The following is a 21,233-nucleotide window of genomic DNA, read 5'->3' as shown; positions in this document are numbered from 1 at the left end:
CGGCCATTGCGCCGAACACGCAAAGCAGCCCACCGCCACACCCTTGTGGGAGCGAGCTTGCTCGCGATGGCGGTGGTTCAGCCTGCATTGATATTGACTGAGATACCGCTATCGCGAGCAAGCTCGCTCCCACAGGGTTTTGCGCAGAGTTAGGGGTTACTCACTGTCCAGGTCTTTACGCCGATACGGGAACACATCGATCACCTTCCCCGCCCGGATCGCCTCTTGCAGGCTTTTCCAGTAGTCGGCGTTGTACAGCTCGCCATGCAACTGGTCGAACAGCTTGCGCTGCCCGGCGTCGGCGAACAGGAACGGGGGGAATTCTTCGGGGAACACGTCCAGCGGGCCGATGGAATACCAGGGCTCGGAGGCCATTTCGTCTTCCGGGGTACGGGGCTGGGGGATGTGGCGGAAGTTGGCTTCGGTCAGGTAGCAGATTTCATCGTAGTCGTAGAACACCACACGGCCGTGGCGGGTCACGCCGAAGTTCTTGAGCAGCATGTCGCCGGGGAAGATATTCGCCGCCGCCAGTTGCTTGATCGCCAGACCATAGTCTTCCAGCGCCTCGCGCACCTGGTCCGGGTTGGCGTTTTCCAGGTAGAGGTTCAGGGGCGTCATCCGGCGTTCGGTCCAGCAGTGCCGGATCAGCACCGTCTCTCCTTCCACCGACACCGTGGACGGCGCGACTTCCAACAGTTCCTCCAGGCAGGCCGGCTCGAATTTGCTCAGAGGAAAGCGGAAATCGGCGAACTCCTGGGTATCGGCCATGCGCCCGACCCGGTCGACGCTTTTCACCAGTCGGTACTTCTCGATCACCGTGGCCCGGTCGACGTTTTTCGACGGCGAGAAGCGGTCCTTGATGATCTTGAACACCGTGTTGAAGCCCGGCAGGGTGAACACGCTCATGACCATCCCGCGCACGCCGGGGGCCATGATGAACTGGTCGTCGGTGTTCGCCAGGTGGTTGATCAGCGCCCGGTAGAACTCGGACTTGCCGTGCTTGTAGAAACCGATGGAGGTGTACAACTCGGCGATGTGCTTGCCCGGCAGGATGCGCTTGAGAAAGCCGATGAATTCCGCCGGCACCGGCACGTCCACCATGAAGTACGAGCGGGTGAACGAGAAGATGATCGACACCTGCGCCTCATCGGTGATCAGCGCATCGATCTGGATACCCCGGCCCTCGCGGTGCAGCAGCGGGATCACCAGCGGCCATTGGTCGTCGCGGGTAAAGATCCGGCCCACCAGGTAGGCGCCCTTGTTGCGGTAGAGCACCGAGGAAAACAACTCCACCGTCAGTTCCGGGTCCTTGCAGACCCAGTCCGGCAGGTTCTCGCGCAACTGCGCTTCGAGGCGCTGCAGGTCGCCTGGCAAGTCGCCGTAGTCCTCGCTGAACCGGTAATCGGCGAACACGCTCGCCAGCATCCGGTCCAACTGCCCCTGGGGCTTGTAGGTACGGGTCTGGGCGGCACGGGCCCGGCGCAGGCTGGGGCGGGTGGTGTGGATGAACATGGTGCCGTCGCTGATCAGGTCGTGGCTGAACAGCCCGCAGAAGATCGAGTTGTACCAGGTTTCCGACAGTTCATCGTCGAAACGCAGGTCGATCAGGCTGATGTAGGCGCTTTTGACCAGCGGCCAGCAGCCCACATCCATCAGTGTTTCGTCATCGAAGGCCTTGTGCAGCCTGGCGACGGTTTCGAAGACTTTTTCTTCATACAGATTGATCCGCGCCGCCGACGCCGCTTGGGCCTCCAGCCATAGGGCCTGCTCGAACCGGGCGCGGGCGCCGTCGGTGATCTGCCGGAAATGCTCACGATAATCGTCGAAGCCGTCGAGGATCGAACGGGCGATTTCGAGGGCGGGCCATGGCTGCGGCATAGGGTAAACCTCGGCGGGTCATACTTGTTATTGGCGACTGAGCTTAGAGGCCAATCACGCGCCAACGCAACCATTGCCATCGCTATGCCGGGCGGCGACACTTGCCACCCCATCAAGGAAGGAGTGGCTCGTGAACCTCGTCGATATCCTGCGTTTACTGTCATTGGCCGCCATCTGGGGGGCCAGCTTCCTGTTCATGCGTATCATCGCCCCTGTCATTGGCACCATCCCCACTGCATTCTTTCGCGTGTCCATCGCCTTCGTCGGGCTGCTGGCGATCCTGGCCCTGATGCGCGTCGACTGGAATTTTCGCGGCAAGCTCAAAGTCGTGATGGTGCTGGGCCTGATCAACTCGGGCATTCCGGCCACGTTTTATTCGCTGGCGGCCCAGGTGCTACCGGCCGGTTATTCGGCGATTTTCAATGCCACCACGCCATTGATGGGAGTATTGATCGGCGGCTTGTTCTTCAGCGAACAACTGACCCTGGCCAAGGTCAGCGGTGTCTTCCTGGGGCTGCTCGGCGTTGGCATCCTGACCCGCGCCGGCCCGGTGGCCTTCGACCTGCAACTGTTGATGGGCGCCCTCGCCTGCCTGCTGGCCACGACCTGCTACGGCTTTGCCGGTTTCCTCACCCGACGCTGGCTCGATCACCAAGGAGGCCTGGACAGCCGCCTCTCGGCCCTGGGCAGCATGTTCGGTGCCACGGTGTTCTTGCTGCCGCTGTTTGGTTACAGCGTCATCAGCCAACCGCCGGCCAGTTGGGGTGGCTGGAGCGTCTGGTTGTCACTGCTTGGCCTGGGCCTGGTGTGCACCGCACTGGCGTACATCCTTTATTTCCGCTTGCTCAGTTCCATCGGCCCGGTCAAATCCATGACCGTGACGTTCCTGATCCCGCCGTTCGGCGTGTTGTGGGGGGCGTTGCTGCTGGATGAGCCGTTGGGGATGGCGCATTTGTATGGCGGGGTGTTGATTGCCGCGGCGTTGTGGTTGGTGTTGAAACCTGGGGTGGTGAAACCGGCTGAAGCGTCTGCCCGGTAGTTCATCGGTGTGGCTGAATAAGCCATCGCGAGCAAGCTCGCTCCCACAAAAGGGCTGCGCATAACCTTGTGGGAGCGAGCTTGCTCGCGATAGCGGCGGTACAACCAGCGAACAACTAAGGGCTAGCGGCTCTTACGAAACACAAACACCAACCCCACGATGATCAGCACCATCCCCAGCAAGCTCAACAACGCCAGCCGGTTGCCGAACACCAGGTAGTCCATGATCGCCGTCACCGCCGGCACCAGGTAGAACAGGCTGGTGACATTCACCAGGTTGCCCCGAGCAATCAAACGGTACAGCAGCAACGTCGCCAGCACCGACACCACCAGCGCCATCCACAACACCGGCACGAAGAACCCCGTGCTGTATTCGAAGTGAAACGGCTGGAACGGCACGAACACCGCACACAACACCAACCCGGCCAGGTACTGCACCGGCAGCGTGCCCAGTGGGTTATCGGTGATGCGCTTCTGCATGATGGAACCGGCCGTCATGCTCACCAGTGCCAGCAAACCATAAAGCATCCCGGCCAGGGACATGCCGGCCAGGCCGATGCCCTGGTACACCACCATGACCAATCCCACCAAGCCCAGCGCCAAGCCGAACAGGCGCTGCCAGGATCGCTGACGCTCCACGAGCACCACGGTCAGGATCGGCTGCACGCCCATCAGCGTCGCCATCACTCCGGGGGTGACGTTCATCTGCAGGGCCAGCAAATAGAAGATCTGATAGGCGCCCAGCAGCACCAGCCCGGTGGTCGCCGCGTACAGCATCGGCTTGCCGGTCTTGGGCAGCTTGAACTTGAGCATGGGGATCAACAGCACCAACGCGAACAGCGCGATGGCAAAACGGATCAGCAAAAAGGCGAAGGGAGAAGCGTGGGCCAGGCCCAGCTTGGAAAAGATCGCCCCGCTGCTCCACAGCAAAACGAACAGGCTCGTGGAAGCCGCCGCCAATAAGGCGTTTTTGGAAAGGGAAAACATGGATACCACCTGTAGTCAGGCAAAAAGCCAACTCAGCCGAAGCTGAAGTCCAGTAGTTTTTTTCAGGCGGGCACAGGGGATGGCAACCGTTGCCGATCAGCCCTGAATGCCAACACCCGGCGGTGATACGACGGCGTACACCGATGAGCTACTGACAGGTGGGGGGTATTGACCGATCTGCGCAGGCTGCTGATTCCCACACGGCACGACGCCAGCGTTGAACGCTGGAACCACGACCGCGATGACAGGGGATGCAGGCATGAGCCGATCTCTTGAAGGGTGGGTTCGAAAACCCGAAGAGCGCTGACTATAACCAGCGCTCGATGGAATACGCAATGTTTAAACGAACAACCAATAGCCAAGCGCCGTCAGCACCGCCACCGCCAACACCGGCCGCATCACCCGGTAGGCCTTGGGATGCTTGCGTTTGAATTGCTTGACCCGACCGCTGATGCCGTCACTGAACGTCTTGCTCCAGGCATAGGCCCGGTTGATGCCGCCGACGTGTTCATCCTCCAGGTTCTGCGGCGCGGTGGCGCGGCCGAGGAACGCGCTGATGCTGCGGTTGAGGCGGGTCATCAGCCGGCTTTTCAGGGGCCGCTCGACATCGCAGAACAGGATTACGCGGGTCTGTGGGGTTTCGTTCTTGACCCAGTGCACATAGGTCTCATCGAACATGACGTCTTCGCCGTCGCGCCAGGCGTAGATCTGACCGTCGACGAAGATCCGGCAGTCATCGGAATTGGGCGTGGACAGCCCCAGGTGATAACGCAACGAACCGGCGAAGGGGTCTCGATGTGGATTCAGATGGCTGCCACCGGGCAACAGGGCAAACATCGCGCCCCGGACGTTGGGAATCCGGCTGACCAGCTCGACCGTCCTGGGGCAGAGCAACTCGGCCGACGGCAGCGGTTTGTCGTACCACTTGAGGTAGAAACGCTTCCACCCTTTCTTGAAGAACGAGCCGAAACCGGCGTCGTTGTTCTTCTCGGCGGCACGAATGTAACCCTCGTCGAACAGGTGCATGGCCTCGTCGCGAATGACTTGCCAGTTGTCCTTGAGCACATCCAGTTCGGGGAATTTGCTGCGATCCAGGTAAGGCTTCGAGGGCACGCCGGAGAACAGATACATCAAGGCGTTGTAGGGGGCGAACAGCGCCGAGTGGTTGACGAACTGGCGCAATACCGGCAAGCGTGCCTTGCCACGCAAATGCACATAAAGCGTACTGCCCAAAAACAGCAGCAACACCGAGGCCTTGGCGACAAACGAAACGGTCATTTCATAACTCCTTGTCCAAAACAACTGACGCAACGCCTACTGCCCGACGTAGCCGGGGGCCATGTTAATCCCTAATGGCCCGGGTAAAAACCGTCTGACGCAACATTCTCTGTTGAGTGAAACGCAATAAACACTTTCTAACATGCGCCGCCTGAACCTTGGCTGACGCATCGAACAATCATTCAACCTACGATGGCGAGGGCTTTTGTGGCGAGGGAGCTTGCTCCCGCTGGCGTGCGGAGCGCGCCCCTGCGATTTGGCGACCCGCGTTGGATTGCGGGCGCCTGCTTCGCAGTCGAGCGGGAGCAAGCTCCCTCGCCACAAAAGCGTCTCGCTACACCTGTGAATTCACCGTTACTGCTGAGTCTCCTGCTCGGTAAACAAATCACTGAACAACATGCTCGACAAGTACCGCTCGCCCGAATCCGGCAGGATCACGACGATGGTCTTGCCCTGCATTTCCGGTTTTTCCGCCAGGCGCACAGCCACGGCCATCGCTGCCCCACAGGAAATCCCGCAGAGGATGCCCTCCTCCTGCATCAAGCGCAGGGCCATGGCCTTGGACTCGTCGTCAGTGACCCGCTCGACCAGGTCGACGATCGACAAATCGAGGTTCTTCGGCACGAACCCGGCACCGATTCCCTGGATCTTGTGGGGGCTGGGCTTGATCTCATGGCCCGCCATCGCCTGGGTAATCACCGGCGAAACCTCAGGTTCGACCGCCACCGACAAGATCGGTTTGCCACAGGTGTTCTTGATATACCGCGAAACCCCGGTAATGGTTCCGCCGGTGCCCACGCCCGCCACCAGCACATCCACCGCGCCGTCGGTGTCGTTCCAGATTTCCGGGCCGGTGGTTTTTTCGTGGATCGCCGGGTTCGCCGGGTTATCGAACTGCTGCGGCATGAAGTATTTGGACGGATCGCTGGCCAGGATCTCGGCGGCCTTCTCGATGGCCCCCTTCATGCCCTTCGCCGGTTCGGTGAGCACCAGCTCCGCCCCCAGGGCCTTGAGCACCTTGCGGCGCTCGATGCTCATGGAGGCCGGCATGGTCAGCATCAGCTTATAGCCACGGGCGGCGGCCACGAACGCCAGGCCGATCCCGGTGTTGCCCGAGGTCGGTTCGACGATGGTCATGCCCGGCTTGAGCTTGCCCGAGCTTTCAGCGTCCCAGATCATGTTCGCGCCGATCCGGCACTTGACCGAATACCCTGGGTTGCGCCCCTCGATCTTGGCCAGGATGGTCACACCGCGCGGCGCAATGCGGTTGATCTGTACCAGTGGCGTATTGCCGATGGAATGGGCGTTGTCAGCGAATATACGGCTCATGGCTGGGTCCTTGATGCGGCGAGAATTTAAGCCTTTAAAGGTATGCCTGTTGCCCATGGGCGTCCAGTTGCACCGAACGTTCCCGTTGTTGCGACAGTCAATGGCATTAGGAGGCGCTCCCCCAACAAACGCTGGAGACTGACTGACATGAAGCGTCGATATCGCTGGCCACTGTGGGTGTTCGCCACCCTCGTCGCGGTGCTGGTGGCCTTGCATTTCGCCCTGCCGTACCTGGTACGCGACTACCTGAACGACAAACTGGCCAACATGGGCGATTATCGCGGCCAGATCACCGATGTGGACCTGGCCCTGTGGCGCGGTGCCTACCGGATCAACGGCCTGGAAATCATCAAGGTCGACGGCAAGGTCCCGGTGCCGTTCGTCAGCGCACCGCTGGTGGACCTGTCGGTGAGCTGGCACTCGCTGTGGTACGACCACGCGGTGGTGGCCGAGGTGGAATTCACCCGTCCCGAGGTGAACTTCGTCGACGGCGGAGCCAACCGGCAGAACTCCCAGACCGGCCGGGGCACCAACTGGCGCGAGCAACTGGGCAAACTCTTGCCCATCACCTTCAACGAAGTACGCATCAGGGATGGCAAGGTCACCTTTCGCAATTTCAACTCCAAGCCACCGGTCAACCTGCGGGCCACCGACGTCAACGCCAGCTTCTACAACCTGACCAACGTGGTCGACACCGAAGGCAAGCGCGACGCCCGCTTCGAAGGTAAAGCCCTGGTAGCCGAACATGCGCCCCTGGAAATGCAGGCCACTTTCGACCCGCTGAGCAATTTCGAAGATTTCGATTTCCGCCTGCGGGCCACGAACATCGAACTCAAGCGCCTGAACGACTTCGCCGCAGCCTATGGCAAGTTCGATTTCAATGCCGGCCACGGCGACCTGGTGGTCGAGGCCGAAGCCGACAACGCTCGACTCAGCGGCTACATCAAGCCACTGCTGCGTGATGTCGACGTGTTCGATTGGCAGCAGGACGTGGAAAACAAGAACAAGAATATCTTCCGCTCGGTCTGGGAAGCGCTGGTCGGCACGGGCGAAACGGCCCTCAAGAACCAGCGCAAGAACCAGTTCGCCACCCGGGTGGAACTCAGCGGCAACGTTCATCAGCAGGACATCAGCGCCTTCGAAGCCTTCCTGCAGATCCTGCGCAACGGTTTCGTCCAGGCCTTCAACGCTCGTTATGAACAGCCACCGCCTTCGACCGACTAGGCCTGCGGCCTTGGCCCCATGATATCCCTCGCCACCAAGCGCGCGTCATGACCACCGATGCATTCCAGCCAATTGCCCACTGGCAAGCAGCCGAGACTGAGTCAACATGTGACGCCCCATTCAGAGACTGAATACAGCGTCTGCGTTCACAGTCGGCGGGGCCTCGCGTTATAGTCGGGCACGATATCTATTTCGCGCGCCCCGCCTCGCCAGGCCGGCGACACCGTTCGAGGAATTGCAGATGAAGTTCGAAGGCACCAGCGCCTACGTGGCCACCGATGACCTGAAACTGGCCGTGAACGCCGCCATTACCCTGGAGCGGCCGTTGCTGGTCAAGGGCGAACCGGGCACCGGCAAGACCATGCTCGCCGAACAACTGGCCGAGTCCTTCGGCGCGCGCCTGATCACCTGGCACATCAAGTCCACCACCAAGGCTCACCAGGGCCTGTACGAGTACGACGCGGTCAGCCGCCTGCGAGACTCGCAACTGGGTGTGGACAAGGTCCACGACGTGCGCAACTACCTGAAGAAGGGCAAGCTCTGGGAAGCCTTCGAGTCCGAGGAGCGGGTGATCCTGCTGATCGACGAAATCGACAAGGCCGACATCGAGTTCCCCAACGACCTGCTGCAAGAACTCGACAAGATGGAGTTCTACGTTTACGAGACCGATGAAACCATCAAGGCCAAGCAGCGGCCGATCATCATCATTACCTCCAACAACGAAAAAGAGCTGCCGGACGCCTTCCTGCGTCGCTGCTTCTTCCACTACATCGCCTTCCCCGACCGCGTCACCCTGCAGAAAATCGTCGATGTGCATTACCCGGACATCAAGAAGGACCTGGTCAGCGAAGCGCTGGACGTGTTCTTCGACGTGCGCAAGGTGCCGGGCCTGAAGAAAAAGCCCTCCACTTCCGAACTGGTGGACTGGCTCAAACTGCTGATGGCCGACAACATCGGCGAAGCGGTGCTGCGCGAGCGTGATCCAACCAAGGCCATCCCGCCGCTGGCCGGCGCCCTGGTCAAGAACGAGCAGGACGTGCAACTGCTCGAGCGCCTGGCGTTCATGAGCCGTCGCGGCACCCGCTGATCCTCTTCGTCCCACAAGAGCGAGGGCGATTGCCATGCTGCTTAACCTGTTCAACGAGATGCGCGCCGCCAAGGTGCCTGTGTCGGTGCGTGAATTGCTGGACCTGATCAACGCGCTGAAACAGCGGGTGATCTTCGCCGACATGGACGAGTTCTATTACCTGTCCCGGGCGATCCTGGTGAAGGACGAACGGCATTTCGACAAGTTCGACCGGGCGTTCGCCGCCTACTTCAACGGCCTGGAGAAACTCGACGATCACCTCCAGGCGCTGATTCCCGAGGACTGGCTGCGCAAGGAATTCGAGCGCTCGCTGACCGATGAGGAACGGGCACAGATCCAGTCCCTGGGCGGCCTGGACAAGCTGATCGAAGAATTCAAGAAACGCCTGGAGGAACAGAAGGAACGCCATGCCGGCGGCAACAAGTGGATCGGCACCGGCGGCACCAGCCCGTTCGGCTCCGGCGGCTTCAATCCCGAGGGCATTCGGGTGGGCGACGCTGGCAAGCGCCAGGGCAAGGCCGTGAAGGTCTGGGACCAACGCGAATACAAGAACCTCGACGACCAGGTGGAACTGGGCACCCGCAACATCAAGATCGCCCTGCGCCGGCTGCGCAAGTTCGCCCGCCAGGGTGCGGCCGAAGAGCTGGACATCGACGGCACCATCGACCACACCGCCCGGGACGCCGGCCTCTTGAACATCCAGATGCGCCCGGAGCGACGCAACACCGTCAAGTTGCTCCTGCTGTTCGACATCGGTGGTTCGATGGATGCCCACGTGAAGATCTGCGAAGAACTGTTCTCGGCCTGCAAGACCGAGTTCAAGCACATGGAGTACTTCTACTTCCACAACTTCGTCTACGAATCGGTGTGGAAGAACAACCTGCGCCGCACTTCCGAGCGCACCTCGACCCAGGATTTGCTGCACAAGTACGGTGCCGACTACAAAGTGATCTTCATCGGCGACGCCGCCATGGCCCCCTATGAAATCACCCAGGCCGGCGGCAGCGTCGAACACTGGAACGAAGAAGCCGGTTATGTGTGGATGCAGCGCTTCATGGAGAAGTACAAGAAGCTCATCTGGATCAATCCCTACCCCAAGGACACCTGGGGTTATACCGCCTCGACCAACATCGTGCGCGAGTTGGTGGAAGACCGGATGTATCCGCTGACCTTGCGGGGGTTGGAGGAAGGGATGCGGTTTCTGTCCAAGTAAGATTTTGGTTGCCTGTTCAGGCCTCATCGCGAGCGAGCTCGCTCCCACACGGGATCTTCGTCGTACATAAGACCCCTGTGGGAGCGAGCTTGCTCGCGATGCTTTTAGCGGTCGAGAAAACTACGCAAACACTCCACCTGCTGCCGATGCGCAACCTCCTGCACCACCGGCCGCAACCGCACCTGTGCCCCCGGCAAGCATTGCGCCAGCCGGGCCAGGGCCAATGGGGTCAAGGCGCCCAGGCGTGGATAACCACCGATGGTTTGCCGGTCATTGAGCAGCACGATCGGCTGGCCGTCCGGCGGCACCTGCACAGCGCCCAGGGGGATACCTTCGGAAATCATCGCCACCCCCTGATACTCCAGCGCCGTGCCCAGCAAGCGCATGCCCATGCGGTCGGCGCGACTGTCCAGCGTCCACGGGGCGTTGAACGCGTCGAACAGGCTCTGTCCGCTAAACGCGCCATTCTGCGCCCCCAGGATCAGGTCCAGCGGCTGCGCTTGCTGGAAATCCGGAATCCGCGTGTACGGCATGGGCCGCGGCGTCGCCGTGCCTGAATAGCTCAAGTGCGCGCCGCGACTCAGCGCCCGCCCCCGTCCATCCAGGCCACCCAGTTCCTCGCGCACCACCGTCGCCCGGCTGCCCAGCACCGCAGGCGCGTTGAAACCGCCAGGGGCTGCCAGGTAGGCCCGGGCACCGAGCACCGGCTGGGTGAGCGCCAGCACCTGGCCCTTGCGCAGGCTGAAGAAGCGCCACGACGCCACGCCCTGGCCGTCTATTCGCGCGCCCAGGTCCGCCCCGGCCAGCGCCAGCACGCAATCCTCTTCGGCCACCACGGTAAAGCCGCCAAGGGTAATCTCCACCACCGCCGCGTCCAGGCCATTGCCGAGCATCCAATTGGCCCAGGCCATCGACAGCCAGTCCGCCGCCCCGCCCTGGGTCACGCCCAGGTGCCTCACACCGAAACGGCCGGCGTCCTGCAACAGGCACAGCGGTGTGCTGGCCTCGATCAACAACCGGCTCATGCCTGGGCCTCCAGCGGTGTATCGTCGCCACCCAACGCGATGAATTCGGCGTGGTCCACGGGGGCAAAACGCACCGTGTCCCCCGGCTGCATCAGGCTGTAGCCGTCGCGCTCACGATCAAACAGTTTGGCCGGGGTGCGACCGATCAGGTTCCAGCCGCCGGGCGACACCACCGGATACGCCGCGGTCTGGCGCTCGGCGATGCCGACACTGCCCGCGGCCACGCGCTTGCGTGGCGTGTCGAGGCGCGGTGCAGCCAATGCTTCGTCCACCAGCCCCATGAAGGCGAAGCCGGGCGCGAAGCCCAGGGCAAACACCTGGTACTCGCGTTCGCTGTGGCGACGGATCACCTGGGCGACCGTCAAGCCGCTGCGGCTCGCCAGCAGCGCCAGTTCCGGCCCGACGCGAAGGTCGTACCACACCGGCAGCACGTGGCATTGGCCGGCGGACTGGGCATCCGGAGAGAGGTCATGCAGCGCCTCGCCGATCAATGCGCGGGCCTGGGCCGGGTCCAGGGCGAGCAAGTCGTAGTGCACCATCAAGGTGGTGTAGGACGGCACCAGATCGATCAGGTGTTCGGCAAACACCGCTCGCAGGCGCTCGCTGGCGGAGAGCATCCAGGGCATGTTGGCCTCGGCGATCTCGTCGAACAGGCGCACCATCAGGCAGTCCACCGCCACCACTTCCAAGCGTGGTTTCATGGCGCACGCTGCCGGTCCAGGGCTTCGCGGATGCGTTGCACGGCCGCCACGGAGCTGGCGTTGTCACCGTGCACGCACAAGGTATTGGCCTTCAGGTGCAAGGCGCTGCCATCACTGGCGGTCAAGGCATCGCCGCGGGCAATGGTCAGGGCCTGCCCGATAATGACCTCGGGATCGTGATGCACCGCGCCCGGCGCTTGCCGCGAAACCAGGCGGCCGGCACTGTCGTAGGCGCGATCGGCAAAGGCTTCGAACCACAGGGTCAGGCCGTACTCGTCGCCCAAGGCCTGGGCGGCGCTGTTGTCCCGGGTCGCCATGAGCATCAGCGGCAGTTGCCGATCATAGGCCGCGACAGCCTGGATCACCGCGCGCAGTTGCGCCGGGTTGGCCATCATGTCGTTGTACATCGCACCGTGGGGCTTGACGTAGCTGACCCGCCCGCCCTGGGCCCGGCAGATGCCGTCGAGGGCGCCGATCTGGTAATGCAGCAAGTCCTGCAATTCCTGGGCGCCATAGGCCATGGAACGGCGGCCGAAGCCCGCCAGGTCTTGATAGGCCGGGTGCGCGCCGATCCGCACGCCGTGGCTCAGGGCCAGGCTGACGGTCTTGCGCATGATGCTCGGGTCGCCGGCGTGGAAGCCGCAGGCGATGTTGGCGCAATCGATGAAGGGCATCACCTCGGCGTCCAGACCCATGGTCCAGCTGCCGAAGCTTTCGCCAATGTCGCAGTTCAATAGCAGGCGGTTCACGGTGAACGCTCCTGTAGATTCTTTCTTTGTTTAACTGTGGGGCACGTGCCCCACAGGTTATCAGTTACTCGGCTTCCAACTGCTTGCCTTGGGTTTCCGGCAGGCTCAGGGCCGCCAGGATCACCACGCCATAGGACACCGCTGCGAACGCCCCGATACCCACGCTCAGCGGCACCTTCTGGCTCAGAATACCGATCAACAGCGGGAACAATGCCGCCACCGCCCGGCCAATGTTGTAGCAGAAACCTTGGCCCGAACCACGAATGCGCGTAGGAAACAGTTCGGTGAGGAACGAGCCCATGCCGCTGAACATGCCCGACGCGAAGAACCCCAAGGGGAAGCCCAGCCAGAGCATCACGTTATTGCTCACCGGCACCTGGGTGTACAGCAGGACGATGGTGAAGGAGCCGACGGCGTACAAGACGAAGTTCTTTTTGCGCCCCAGGATGTCCGACAGGTACGCACTGATGACATAGCCCACGTAGGAACCCACGATCACCATCGCCAGGTAGCCGCCGGTGCTCAATACACTCAAGCCGCGCTCATTTTTCAGGAACGTCGGCAGCCAGGACGTGATGGCGTAGTAACCGCCCAGGGCACCGGTGGTCAGCAACGAGGCGCGAAGGGTGGTGAAGAGAATGCCGGGGGCAAAAATCTCGTAGAACTTCGCTGGGTTTTCCGGCGTCAGCCGGGCCTTGGTCTGGTTATAGACTTCCGGATCCTTGACCAGTCGGCGGACGAAAATCACGAACACTGCCGGTACGATGCCGAGGATGAACAGTGCGCGCCAGGCGTCTTCCGGCGGCAGCACCGAGAACAGCAGCGCATACAGGATCGCCGTCATGCCCCAGCCCAGCGCCCAGCCCGATTGCACCATGCCCACCGCCTTGCCGCGGTCCTTGGCACGGATCACCTCGCCCATCAACACCGCACCGGCAGTCCATTCGCCGCCAAAGCCGAAACCCATCAATGTGCGAGCGATCAACAGTTGTTCGTAGTTCTGGGCAAAGCCGCACAGGAAGGTGAAGAAGGCAAACCACAGCACCGTCAGTTGCAGGGTGCGCACCCGACCGATCCGGTCGGAGAGAATGCCCGCCACCCAGCCGCCAATGGCCGAGGCGATCAAAGTACTGGTGTGGATCAGGCCTGCCTGGCCGGTGGTGATGCCCCACATCGCGATCAGGGTCGGCACCACGAAACTGAGCATCTGGGTGTCCATGCCGTCCAGGGCGTAGCCGATCTTGCAGCTCCAGAAGGTGCGACGTTCCTGCTGGTTGATGTTGCGATACCAATCGAACGGGCCAGAACGGGCCTGGGGTTGGGGGACGCCGAGCGTGTCGGGTGCACTCATGGGGGTTCTCCACGGTTTTATTGTTGTGAGTCTCGACGACGCTGACGTGGAGACCGTTGCCCCGATTCTTGAGCGCGCGGCCGATCCCGTCCAACGAATAAAACCTTGGCTGGGTCATAAGAAAAATTTGATTGGGTGCATCGATTGGCCTGGCTGAACACGCTTGTGGCGAGGGAGCTTGCTCCCGCTGGACCGCGCAGCGGTCCCAAAACCAGGCACCGCGCAGTGTCAGGTTGATGTTATCCAGCAGGTTTGGGTCTGCTGCGCAGACCAGCGGGAGCAAGCTCCCTCGCCACAGAAGCCGGCTGCGGCTTTACAGCCCTCGCAGGTCCCGCTCTTCAATCGGCCGGCTCTGACGCAAGCGCTTGCCGCCCAACACCACCCAGTCGATCAGGCGGAACAGGCATTCCAGGCCGAACGACAGCAACATCGCGCCGCTGATGCCCCAGACCATGGCCTCGGGGGTCAGCAGGATCTGGTAGCTGTAGCCGTTCCAGGTTTCCTTGCGAATGTCCGGATCGGCGGCCAGGGCCACTTGCAGCAGGCGGATGTACCACGGGCCCTGCATGGCCTGGAATTGCTTGTCCAGGGCCTGTTGGCGCACGAGCAAGGTGTTCAGGCTGTCGGCATCGCTGCGAAAGATCGGGTCCTCGCTGGCGCGGTAATGGGCCACCAGGGCCTGCATGTCGCCCTTGAAGAACTGGTTGGCGGTGCCCTGGAAACCTTGCAGGCCGGTCTGCGCCTCGATCAGGTGAGCCTCGACCCGCTTGGCGTAATCATTGATGAAGCCCGGCACCTGGACCCCAACCAACAGGCCCACCGCGAACAACACCAGCCGTAGATAACTGAGCAACATAGCGTGACGTCCTTATTCGGTCCGGCCGTGGCTGACGCATTCGCCGCGTCGCCACAGGCTCCATTGGCCCGGTTCGTAGCGGGTCCAGGTTTCGTTTTCGGTCAAGGGCTCGGTGGCGATCACCGTGACCACGTCGTTGGGCGTGGTTTCCGCCTGGAAATCGACAATCACATCCACGTCCTTGAGCCGCGCCGGGCCGAACGGCGCGCGACGGGTGATCTGGGCCAGTTTGGTCGAGCAATAGCAGAACAGCCAGTCGCCATCGCTGAGCAGGCAGTTGAACACGCCTTTGCTGCGGTATTCGGTGCAGGCCTCGATCAACGACGGCAGCAGTTGTTCTACCTCCACCGGCTCCGGGAAGGCCTGGCGCACGCGATTGAGCAGATCGCAGAAGGCCGCTTCGCTGTCGGTGTCGCCCACCGGGCGGTAGAAACTCACGCCCGGTTGGAAATCGGCAAGCTGACCGTTGTGGGCAAAACACCAGTTGCGGCCCCACAACTCACGCACGAACGGGTGGGTGTTGGACAGGCAGACTTTGCCGACGTTGGCCTGGCGAATATGCCCGATCACCACTTCGCTCTTGATCGGATAGCGTTGCACCAGATTCGCCACCTCCGATTCGCTGCTGGCGGCCGGGTCCTGGAACAGGCGCAGGCCACGACCTTCATAGAAGGCGATGCCCCACCCGTCCCGGTGCGGCCCGGTCTTGCCACCGCGCTGCATCAGCCCGGTGAAGCTGAACACGATGTCGGTCGGCACATTGGCGCTCATGCCCAGTAACTCACACATGCTCGAACTCTCGCTTCAAGGGGCAGGCCTGCTTACAGGCGCGGTTCGATACGCGAACGCTGGGGGTTGCTCGGCACCGGCGGGCGACCGTAGCGGTCATCACCGGCCACACCGAACGGTGGTTCGTCCTCTGGCTCATCGGCCGCGGCGGCGGCTTTGGCGGCGGCAGCCCGTTCCTTGCGCGCGTTGGCGGCGCGCTCGATGGGGAAGCGGATCAGCACGATCACCAGGTAGAGGCCGAAGGCGATCATGCCGTACATGAGCAGATCGGACGCCGCCCGCCAGACGTTGTTGCCGACCTTGAACAGGATATCCAGGGCGACAATGGCCAAGGCCGGGGCGACTTTGTCCTTCACCGGGTCGACGATGGTGGGGCTGAACAGCAACACCGCCATCAGCAAGCGCAGCGGTTCGCGCAACCAGCGCCACATCCAGCGGGTCATGCGCATCCACACCAACAGGCAGCCCAGGGCAGCGAAGGCGTAGAGGCCCCAGGCGATCAGATAGTCATTCTCGGTCATGGTGTCCATGGCAAGGCAGGCAAAGAGACGCTTATAGTAACGGCTTTTCGCGCGTCAGGCTGCCCCGGCGTCTGGCGAATGGCCTGTGTGGTGGGTTCTGTCCAGGCCGCGTGTCCCTTTTCGTACAACGTTCGAGAGCCTTTCATGTCCCTATCTGCCCACGTTTCCAACGCCCCGATTGCCCGCAGGGACGCCGGTGTTGACCCGTACGCCTGGCTGCAGGAGCGCGACACCGACGCCGTGCTCGACTACCTCAAGGCGGAAAACAGCTATCAGGAGGCGCAACTCGCCGATCAGGCCGAACTGCGCGAAACCCTGTTCCAGGAAATCAAGGGCCGGATCCTCGAGACCGACCTGTCACTGCCCTCGCCCTGGGGCCCGTACCTGTATTACACCCGCACCACGGCCGGTGACGAATACCCGCGTCACTACCGCTGCCCACGCCCGGCCGACGACAGCCTGAGCGTGGACGAAAGCCGCGAACAACTGCTGCTGGACCCGAACGCGCTGGCCGGCGGCGAATTCTTTGCCCTGGGCGCCTTCAGCATCAGCCCCGACCACCAGCGCCTGGCCTACAGCCTGGATACCACGGGCGACGAGATCTACACCCTGTTCGTGAAGGAACTGTCCAACGACAAGATCAGTGAACTGTCCTTCGACAATTGCGACGGCAGCATGACCTGGGCCAACGACAGCCTGACGCTGTTTTTTGGTGAACTGGACGACACCCATCGCCCCCACAAACTCTGGCGCTATCGCCTGGACGGAACTGCCGCCGAAGAAGTGTTCCATGAGCCGGACGGGCGTTTCTTCCTGCATTGCTATCGTTCGAGCTCGGAAAAGCAACTGATCCTGTCCCTGGGCAGCAAGACCACCAGCGAAGTCTGGGTACTGGACGCCGCGCAACCGCAACAACCCTTCACCTGCCTGGCGCCACGCCTGGAAAACCACGAATACGACGTCGACCACGGCCTGCTCAATGGCCAATGGACCTGGTTGATCCGCAGCAACCGCGACGGGATCAACTTCGCCCTGTACCAGGCCGCCGACACTGGCGTGGCGCCGACCGAGGCCGACTGGCAGAACCTGATCCCCCACAGCGATACGGTGATGATCGACGGCCTGAGCCTGAACGCCAGGGCCATGACCTTGAGCCTGCGTGAGGGCGGCCTGCCGATCATCGAGGTGCATCCCCAGGACTTGCCGGCGTATCGGGTGCAGTTGCCGGACGCGGCCTACAGCCTGCATGTGCAGAACAGCCTGGAATTCGTCAGCGATCGCATCCGCCTGCGTTACGAGGCCCTGAACCGTCCGGCACAGATCCGTCAGTTGGACCTGGCCAGCGGCGAACAGGTCGTACTCAAGCAGACCCCGGTGCTGGGCCCGTTCGATGCCGATGCCTACGTCAGCCAGCGGCTCTGGGCGACGGCAGCGGACGGCACCCAGGTGCCCATCAGCCTGGTGGTCAAGCGCGAGGCCCTCGGCCGGCCGGTGCCGCTGTACCTGTACGGCTACGGCGCTTACGGCGAAAGCCTCGATCCATGGTTTTCCCATGCGCGGCTGAGCCTGCTCGACCGCGGCGTGGCGTTTGCCATCGCCCATGTGCGGGGCGGCGGCGAGCTGGGGGAAGCCTGGTATCGCGCCGGCAAACAGGAACACAAGCACAACACGTTCGGCGATTTCATCGCCTGTGCCGAGCATTTGATCGCCAACGGCTTCACCACCGCCGAACAACTGGCGATCAGCGGCGGCAGCGCCGGTGGCCTGCTGATCGGCGCAGTGCTCAATCAACGCCCGGAGCTGTTCAAGGTCGCGATTGCCGAGGTGCCGTTCGTCGATGTGCTCAACACCATGCTCGACCCGGACCTGCCGCTGACCGTCACCGAATACGACGAATGGGGCAATCCTGAGGAGCCGGACGTTTATGATCGGATCCGGGCCTACGCCCCGTACGAAAACGTCCGCGCCCTGGCGTACCCGGCGCTGCTGGTGATCGCCGGTTACAACGACAGTCGCGTGCAGTACTGGGAAGCGGCCAAGTGGGTGGCGAAATTGCGCGCCACCAAGACCGACGACAACCCCCTGCTGCTCAAGACCGAACTGGGCGCCGGCCACGGCGGAATGAGCGGGCGTTACCAGGGATTGCGTGACGTAGCGCTCGAATATGCATTTGTCTTGAAGGTTTTGGGGTTGGGTTGAGGAACTCTGTGGGATGGCCGGGTCTTAGCTCCATGCGCTGGGCATCCCAGATCAAATAATTGTGGGAGCGAGCTTGCTCGCGATGGCGTCGGATCAGTCAGTATTGATGTTGACTGACACATCGCTATCGCGAGCAAGCTCGCTCCCACCAGGGTTCTTCTTCAATCCAAACCCGTAGCAGCCACAAGAAAAAGACCGTGCCGACATGTCAGAACCGACCTTACTGAACAAAGAAATTCGCGACTGGCTGATGGACTGCGGTCTGTTCGACCAGTTGCTGCCCGTCGACTTCGCCGCGGCGTCGGGCTATTTCAGCATCAGCGCCATCGCCGCGGGCGAAGCGATTTTCCACGAGGGCGATGCAGGCAGCTTCATGTGCATCATCCACACCGGCCAGGTGGCCGTGCAGAAAACCGGTCCCGACGGCCAACCCGTGACCATCGCCACGCTGCGCAGCGGTCGGGCCTTCGGTGAAATGGCCGTGCTCGATGGCGAACGGCGCTCGGCCAGTTGCATCGCCGCCAGTGATTGCCAGTTGCTGAACCTGGGCAAGGATTCCCTGGAAAAAATGCTCAACGACGCCCCCAAGATCGCCGCCAAGATCATCCGCGCCCTCGCCGTCTCCCTGTCCAAGCGCCTGCGCATGGCCGACGGGCAGTTGTTGTCGCAGCAGGTCTGACAGCCAGACCACAATACCTGTGGGAGCGAGCTTGCTCGCGATGGCGGCGGATCAGCCAGCATTGAAGTCGACTGACACACCGCTATCGCGAGCAAGCTCGCTCCCACAGGTTATTGCGTCGTCTTGTCGATTTACCCCCCCGGCGACTTGGCCTTCACCGGCTTCGGCTCCATGCCCGGTATCGGCTGGTCCTTGGGCGGCTTGGGCATTTCAATGGGCGGCAGCAAGGGCGGCCCGCCGCTTCCGGTGCCCGCCTTGGGGACCCCGTTGGGCGTGACCGGCGGATACGGCATGGGGGTGGCGGTGCCCGGCGACCCGGGGATGCTGGGCGGGTTGACCGGAATCGTCGGTTGTTGAGCCTGGGCGCAACTTATTGAGAGCGCCGCCAGGGCAATGGCCGTTAGAATGATGCACTTCATCAATGGCTCCGTGGCTATTGTCTGCTTTAAGGCTAGTCGTTACCGCGCGGTTTGCCCTCCTACGAGATCTCCATGAAACGTTTCGTTCTGCTCGACACCACACCCATCCCTGATAACGGCGGTGCCCTGTGCCTGTTCGAGTACGGCGAAGATTTCGTCATCAAGATCCAGGGCGGCGACGGCGGGCAGTTGATGAACACCCGCATGCACGGTTCCGAAGACGCCCTGGCAGAGATTCCTTGCCGCAAGGTCGCCGGTCGTCCTGGCTCGCGCGTGCTGATCGGCGGCCTCGGCATGGGCTTCACCCTCGCCTCGGCCCTCAAGCACCTGGGCAAGACCGCCGAAGTGGTGGTGGCCGAACTGGTGCCCGGGGTGGTGGAGTGGAACCGTGGCCCCTTGGGTGAAAAGGCCGGGCGACCGCTGGCAGACCCGCGCACAGTGATCCGCATGGAAGACGTGGCCAAGGTGCTGCAAGCCGAACCCCAGGGTTTCGACGCGATCATGCTGGACGTCGACAACGGCCCGGAAGGCCTGACCCAGAAAGCCAATAGCTGGCTGTATTCGGCCGGTGGCCTGGCTGCCTGCGCCAAGGCCTTGCGGCCCAAGGGCATATTGGCAGTGTGGTCGGCCAGCGCTGACCGGCAGTTTTCCGACAAGCTGAAGAAGGCCGGCTTCAAGGCCGAAGAAGTGCAAGTGTTCGCCCACGGCAACAAAGGCACCCGCCACACCATCTGGATTGCCGAGAAACTCAAGGGCTAAGCTAAACTGTGCCCAACCGTCATCAGTCTTTATTTACAAAGGTGAACCCATGAGTTCGTCAACGCCACCGTCCAACACCGCCAAGCTGGACCGCATCCTCGCCGATGCTCAGCGCGACCGGGAGATGGGCTACCGCGACAAAGCCCTGAAAATGTACCCCCATGTCTGTGGCCGCTGCGCCCGTGAGTTTTCCGGCAAGCGCCTGAGCGAACTGACCGTTCACCACCGCGACCACAACCACGACAACAACCCCCAGGACGGTTCCAACTGGGAACTGCTGTGCCTGTACTGCCACGATAACGAGCACTCGCGCTACACCGACCAGCAATACTTCGGCGACGGTTCCCTGAGCACCCCGAAAATCGCCAAGGCGACCCACAACCCCTTCGCCGCTCTGGCCGGGTTGATGAAGAAAGACGAGTAATTACAGCCTGTCAGGCCGCCATCGCGAGCAAGCTCGCTCCCACAGGTTTTGTGAACGCCGAAAATCCAATGTGGGAGCGAGCTTGCTCGCGATGGCGATCAAACAAACACCACCCATCTCGAACCTGACCACCCTCCCCCATTCCCCGTATAATCGCGCCTTTTCCCCAAAGGCACCCCGCCCGTGGCCAACAAACGCTATAGCTGCATCGGTCTGTTCAACCCCAAGTCACCGGAAAACGTCGGTTCGGTCATGCGTGCCGCCGGCTGCTACGGCGTGGCGTCGGTGTTCTACACCGGCAAGCGCTATGAGCGCGCCGCCGACTTCGTCACCGACACCAAGAAAGTCCACTACGACATCCCGCTGATCGGTATCGACGACCTGAAGAAAATCCTGCCCCTGGGCTGTGTGCCAGTGGCTGTGGAACTGGTGGAAGGCGCTCGCCCCCTGCCCGAATACACCCACCCGGACCGGGCGCTGTACATTTTCGGCCCGGAGGACGGCTCGCTGGACAAGGACATCCGCGATTGGTGCGAGGACGTGGTGTACATCCCCACCACCGGCTGCATGAACCTGGCCGCCACCGTCAACGTCGTGCTGTACGACCGCATGGCCAAAGGCAACAACACCCGTTCGGGGCCGCAATTCCGCTGATCGGTGCAAAACTCGATTGAACAAGGCAATCGCTCGGGCAGTCAGTTTTATACCAACCCCATACCGGAGACAG

Annotated in this window: 21 protein-coding genes; 9 read left to right on the top strand and 12 right to left on the bottom strand. The window is 62.1% G+C overall.

Translation table 11 applies throughout. From position 1 onward, the window contains the following. Positions 1-156: 156 nt before the first annotated feature. Positions 157-1,878: a bifunctional isocitrate dehydrogenase kinase/phosphatase gene (aceK, locus tag J4E63_RS04970; protein WP_207281266.1), complete on the bottom strand. Its 1,722-nt coding sequence runs from the start codon at positions 1,876-1,878 to the stop codon at positions 157-159. A 130-nt stretch (positions 1,879-2,008) separates the two neighbouring features. Here aceK and J4E63_RS04965 point away from each other — a divergent pair, with 130 nt between their 5' ends. Beyond that, a complete protein-coding gene (locus tag J4E63_RS04965) occupies positions 2,009-2,917 on the top strand; it encodes a DMT family transporter (RefSeq protein ID WP_207281265.1) in 909 nt (302 codons plus the stop codon). A 122-nt stretch (positions 2,918-3,039) separates the two neighbouring features. Here J4E63_RS04965 and J4E63_RS04960 read toward each other — a convergent pair whose 3' ends face one another. The 3 genes from J4E63_RS04960 to cysK all read right to left on the bottom strand — a co-directional run bounded on the left by J4E63_RS04960 (position 3,040) and on the right by cysK (position 6,510). Beyond that, a complete protein-coding gene (locus J4E63_RS04960; protein ID WP_207281264.1) occupies positions 3,040-3,903 on the bottom strand; it encodes a DMT family transporter in 864 nt (287 codons plus the stop codon). A gap of 339 nt (positions 3,904-4,242) precedes the next feature. Beyond that, positions 4,243-5,181 carry an aspartyl/asparaginyl beta-hydroxylase domain-containing protein gene (locus J4E63_RS04955; protein ID WP_207281263.1) on the bottom strand — a complete coding sequence of 313 codons (939 nt, stop codon included), beginning with the start codon at positions 5,179-5,181 and terminating at the stop codon, positions 4,243-4,245. A gap of 354 nt (positions 5,182-5,535) precedes the next feature. Continuing rightward, complete coding sequence (gene cysK / locus J4E63_RS04950; protein ID WP_053120124.1) at positions 5,536-6,510, bottom strand: cysteine synthase A; 975 nt, start codon at positions 6,508-6,510, stop codon at positions 5,536-5,538. Between the two features lie 147 nt (positions 6,511-6,657). Between cysK and J4E63_RS04945 the strand changes: the two genes are divergently transcribed. The 3 genes from J4E63_RS04945 to J4E63_RS04935 all read left to right on the top strand — a co-directional run bounded on the left by J4E63_RS04945 (position 6,658) and on the right by J4E63_RS04935 (position 10,034). Then, a complete protein-coding gene (locus J4E63_RS04945) occupies positions 6,658-7,734 on the top strand; it encodes a DUF748 domain-containing protein (protein WP_207281262.1) in 1,077 nt (358 codons plus the stop codon). Positions 7,735-7,975: 241 nt separating this feature from the next. Continuing rightward, on the top strand, positions 7,976-8,821 hold the full coding sequence (locus tag J4E63_RS04940) for a MoxR family ATPase (RefSeq protein ID WP_003184225.1): 846 nt from the start codon (positions 7,976-7,978) through the stop codon (positions 8,819-8,821). Positions 8,822-8,855: 34 nt separating this feature from the next. After that, positions 8,856-10,034: a VWA domain-containing protein gene (locus J4E63_RS04935; RefSeq protein ID WP_207281261.1), complete on the top strand. Its 1,179-nt coding sequence runs from the start codon at positions 8,856-8,858 to the stop codon at positions 10,032-10,034. 104 nt (positions 10,035-10,138) lie between these two features. Here J4E63_RS04935 and J4E63_RS04930 read toward each other — a convergent pair whose 3' ends face one another. The 7 genes from J4E63_RS04930 to J4E63_RS04900 form a co-directional block, all read right to left on the bottom strand. Then, positions 10,139-11,059 carry a biotin-dependent carboxyltransferase family protein gene (locus J4E63_RS04930; RefSeq protein ID WP_207281260.1) on the bottom strand — a complete coding sequence of 307 codons (921 nt, stop codon included), beginning with the start codon at positions 11,057-11,059 and terminating at the stop codon, positions 10,139-10,141. Continuing rightward, positions 11,056-11,760, bottom strand: a complete 705-nt coding sequence (gene pxpB / locus J4E63_RS04925; RefSeq protein ID WP_207281259.1) for a 5-oxoprolinase subunit PxpB — start codon at positions 11,758-11,760, stop codon at positions 11,056-11,058. Before pxpB ends, J4E63_RS04930 begins: the two co-directional genes overlap by 4 nt. Next, a complete protein-coding gene (locus J4E63_RS04920; protein ID WP_092476028.1) occupies positions 11,757-12,509 on the bottom strand; it encodes a 5-oxoprolinase subunit PxpA in 753 nt (250 codons plus the stop codon). Before J4E63_RS04920 ends, pxpB begins: the two co-directional genes overlap by 4 nt. Positions 12,510-12,573: 64 nt before the next feature. Further along, entirely contained in the window at positions 12,574-13,860 is a 1,287-nt protein-coding gene (locus J4E63_RS04915; RefSeq protein WP_060738732.1) for an MFS transporter, read from the bottom strand. A gap of 313 nt (positions 13,861-14,173) precedes the next feature. Continuing rightward, positions 14,174-14,716 carry a DUF2937 family protein gene (locus J4E63_RS04910; RefSeq protein ID WP_192263410.1) on the bottom strand — a complete coding sequence of 181 codons (543 nt, stop codon included), beginning with the start codon at positions 14,714-14,716 and terminating at the stop codon, positions 14,174-14,176. A 12-nt stretch (positions 14,717-14,728) separates the two neighbouring features. Further along, positions 14,729-15,505: a class II glutamine amidotransferase gene (locus J4E63_RS04905; protein ID WP_053120116.1), complete on the bottom strand. Its 777-nt coding sequence runs from the start codon at positions 15,503-15,505 to the stop codon at positions 14,729-14,731. A 32-nt stretch (positions 15,506-15,537) separates the two neighbouring features. After that, a complete protein-coding gene (locus tag J4E63_RS04900; RefSeq protein WP_207281258.1) occupies positions 15,538-16,035 on the bottom strand; it encodes an MFS transporter in 498 nt (165 codons plus the stop codon). Positions 16,036-16,170: 135 nt separating this feature from the next. Between J4E63_RS04900 and J4E63_RS04895 the strand changes: the two genes are divergently transcribed. Together J4E63_RS04895 and J4E63_RS04890 are read left to right on the top strand one after the other, a co-directional pair. Continuing rightward, positions 16,171-18,225: a S9 family peptidase gene (locus J4E63_RS04895; protein ID WP_207281257.1), complete on the top strand. Its 2,055-nt coding sequence runs from the start codon at positions 16,171-16,173 to the stop codon at positions 18,223-18,225. Positions 18,226-18,430: 205 nt separating this feature from the next. Next, positions 18,431-18,904, top strand: a complete 474-nt coding sequence (locus tag J4E63_RS04890) for a cyclic nucleotide-binding domain-containing protein (RefSeq protein ID WP_207281256.1) — start codon at positions 18,431-18,433, stop codon at positions 18,902-18,904. A 131-nt stretch (positions 18,905-19,035) separates the two neighbouring features. Here J4E63_RS04890 and J4E63_RS30745 read toward each other — a convergent pair whose 3' ends face one another. Then, positions 19,036-19,323, bottom strand: a complete 288-nt coding sequence (locus J4E63_RS30745) for a hypothetical protein (RefSeq protein ID WP_046062927.1) — start codon at positions 19,321-19,323, stop codon at positions 19,036-19,038. Between the two features lie 72 nt (positions 19,324-19,395). On the opposite strand from J4E63_RS30745, the gene J4E63_RS04880 reads away from it, so the two are divergent. The 3 genes from J4E63_RS04880 to J4E63_RS04870 all read left to right on the top strand — a co-directional run bounded on the left by J4E63_RS04880 (position 19,396) and on the right by J4E63_RS04870 (position 21,160). Continuing rightward, positions 19,396-20,082, top strand: a complete 687-nt coding sequence (locus J4E63_RS04880; protein ID WP_207281254.1) for a spermidine synthase — start codon at positions 19,396-19,398, stop codon at positions 20,080-20,082. Between the two features lie 49 nt (positions 20,083-20,131). Next, the gene (locus J4E63_RS04875) at positions 20,132-20,506 is read left to right on the top strand and encodes a YajD family HNH nuclease (RefSeq protein WP_003184246.1); all 375 of its coding nucleotides are present in this window, start codon (positions 20,132-20,134) and stop codon (positions 20,504-20,506) included. A gap of 183 nt (positions 20,507-20,689) precedes the next feature. Beyond that, entirely contained in the window at positions 20,690-21,160 is a 471-nt protein-coding gene (locus J4E63_RS04870; protein WP_003198862.1) for an RNA methyltransferase, read from the top strand. Positions 21,161-21,233: the final 73 nt, after the last annotated feature.

It is taken from the genome of Pseudomonas sp. FW300-N2F2 (genome assembly GCF_017351655.1).
Classification (GTDB): domain Bacteria; phylum Pseudomonadota; class Gammaproteobacteria; order Pseudomonadales; family Pseudomonadaceae; genus Aquipseudomonas; species Aquipseudomonas fluorescens_AA.
Note: the sequence above shows the minus strand (reverse complement) of the source record. Positions and strands in the feature narration are given on the sequence as shown.

Excerpts from the sequence above, each read along its gene's own strand:
- aceK (WP_207281266.1), bottom strand. The coding sequence starts at position 1,878 with ATGCCGCAGCCATGGCCCGCCCTCGAAATCGCCCGTTCGATCCTCGAC.
- J4E63_RS04960 (WP_207281264.1), bottom strand. The coding sequence starts at position 3,903 with ATGTTTTCCCTTTCCAAAAACGCCTTATTGGCGGCGGCTTCCACGAGC.
- J4E63_RS04955 (WP_207281263.1), bottom strand. The coding sequence starts at position 5,181 with ATGACCGTTTCGTTTGTCGCCAAGGCCTCGGTGTTGCTGCTGTTTTTG.
- cysK (WP_053120124.1), bottom strand. The coding sequence starts at position 6,510 with ATGAGCCGTATATTCGCTGACAACGCCCATTCCATCGGCAATACGCCA.
- J4E63_RS04945 (WP_207281262.1), top strand. The coding sequence starts at position 6,658 with ATGAAGCGTCGATATCGCTGGCCACTGTGGGTGTTCGCCACCCTCGTC.
- J4E63_RS04940 (WP_003184225.1), top strand. The coding sequence starts at position 7,976 with ATGAAGTTCGAAGGCACCAGCGCCTACGTGGCCACCGATGACCTGAAA.
- J4E63_RS04935 (WP_207281261.1), top strand. The coding sequence starts at position 8,856 with ATGCTGCTTAACCTGTTCAACGAGATGCGCGCCGCCAAGGTGCCTGTG.
- J4E63_RS04930 (WP_207281260.1), bottom strand. The coding sequence starts at position 11,059 with ATGAGCCGGTTGTTGATCGAGGCCAGCACACCGCTGTGCCTGTTGCAG.
- pxpB (WP_207281259.1), bottom strand. The coding sequence starts at position 11,760 with ATGAAACCACGCTTGGAAGTGGTGGCGGTGGACTGCCTGATGGTGCGC.
- J4E63_RS04915 (WP_060738732.1), bottom strand. The coding sequence starts at position 13,860 with ATGAGTGCACCCGACACGCTCGGCGTCCCCCAACCCCAGGCCCGTTCT.
- J4E63_RS04910 (WP_192263410.1), bottom strand. The coding sequence starts at position 14,716 with ATGTTGCTCAGTTATCTACGGCTGGTGTTGTTCGCGGTGGGCCTGTTG.
- J4E63_RS04905 (WP_053120116.1), bottom strand. The coding sequence starts at position 15,505 with ATGTGTGAGTTACTGGGCATGAGCGCCAATGTGCCGACCGACATCGTG.
- J4E63_RS04900 (WP_207281258.1), bottom strand. The coding sequence starts at position 16,035 with ATGGACACCATGACCGAGAATGACTATCTGATCGCCTGGGGCCTCTAC.
- J4E63_RS04895 (WP_207281257.1), top strand. The coding sequence starts at position 16,171 with ATGTCCCTATCTGCCCACGTTTCCAACGCCCCGATTGCCCGCAGGGAC.
- J4E63_RS04890 (WP_207281256.1), top strand. The coding sequence starts at position 18,431 with ATGTCAGAACCGACCTTACTGAACAAAGAAATTCGCGACTGGCTGATG.
- J4E63_RS30745 (WP_046062927.1), bottom strand. The coding sequence starts at position 19,323 with ATGAAGTGCATCATTCTAACGGCCATTGCCCTGGCGGCGCTCTCAATA.
- J4E63_RS04880 (WP_207281254.1), top strand. The coding sequence starts at position 19,396 with ATGAAACGTTTCGTTCTGCTCGACACCACACCCATCCCTGATAACGGC.
- J4E63_RS04875 (WP_003184246.1), top strand. The coding sequence starts at position 20,132 with ATGAGTTCGTCAACGCCACCGTCCAACACCGCCAAGCTGGACCGCATC.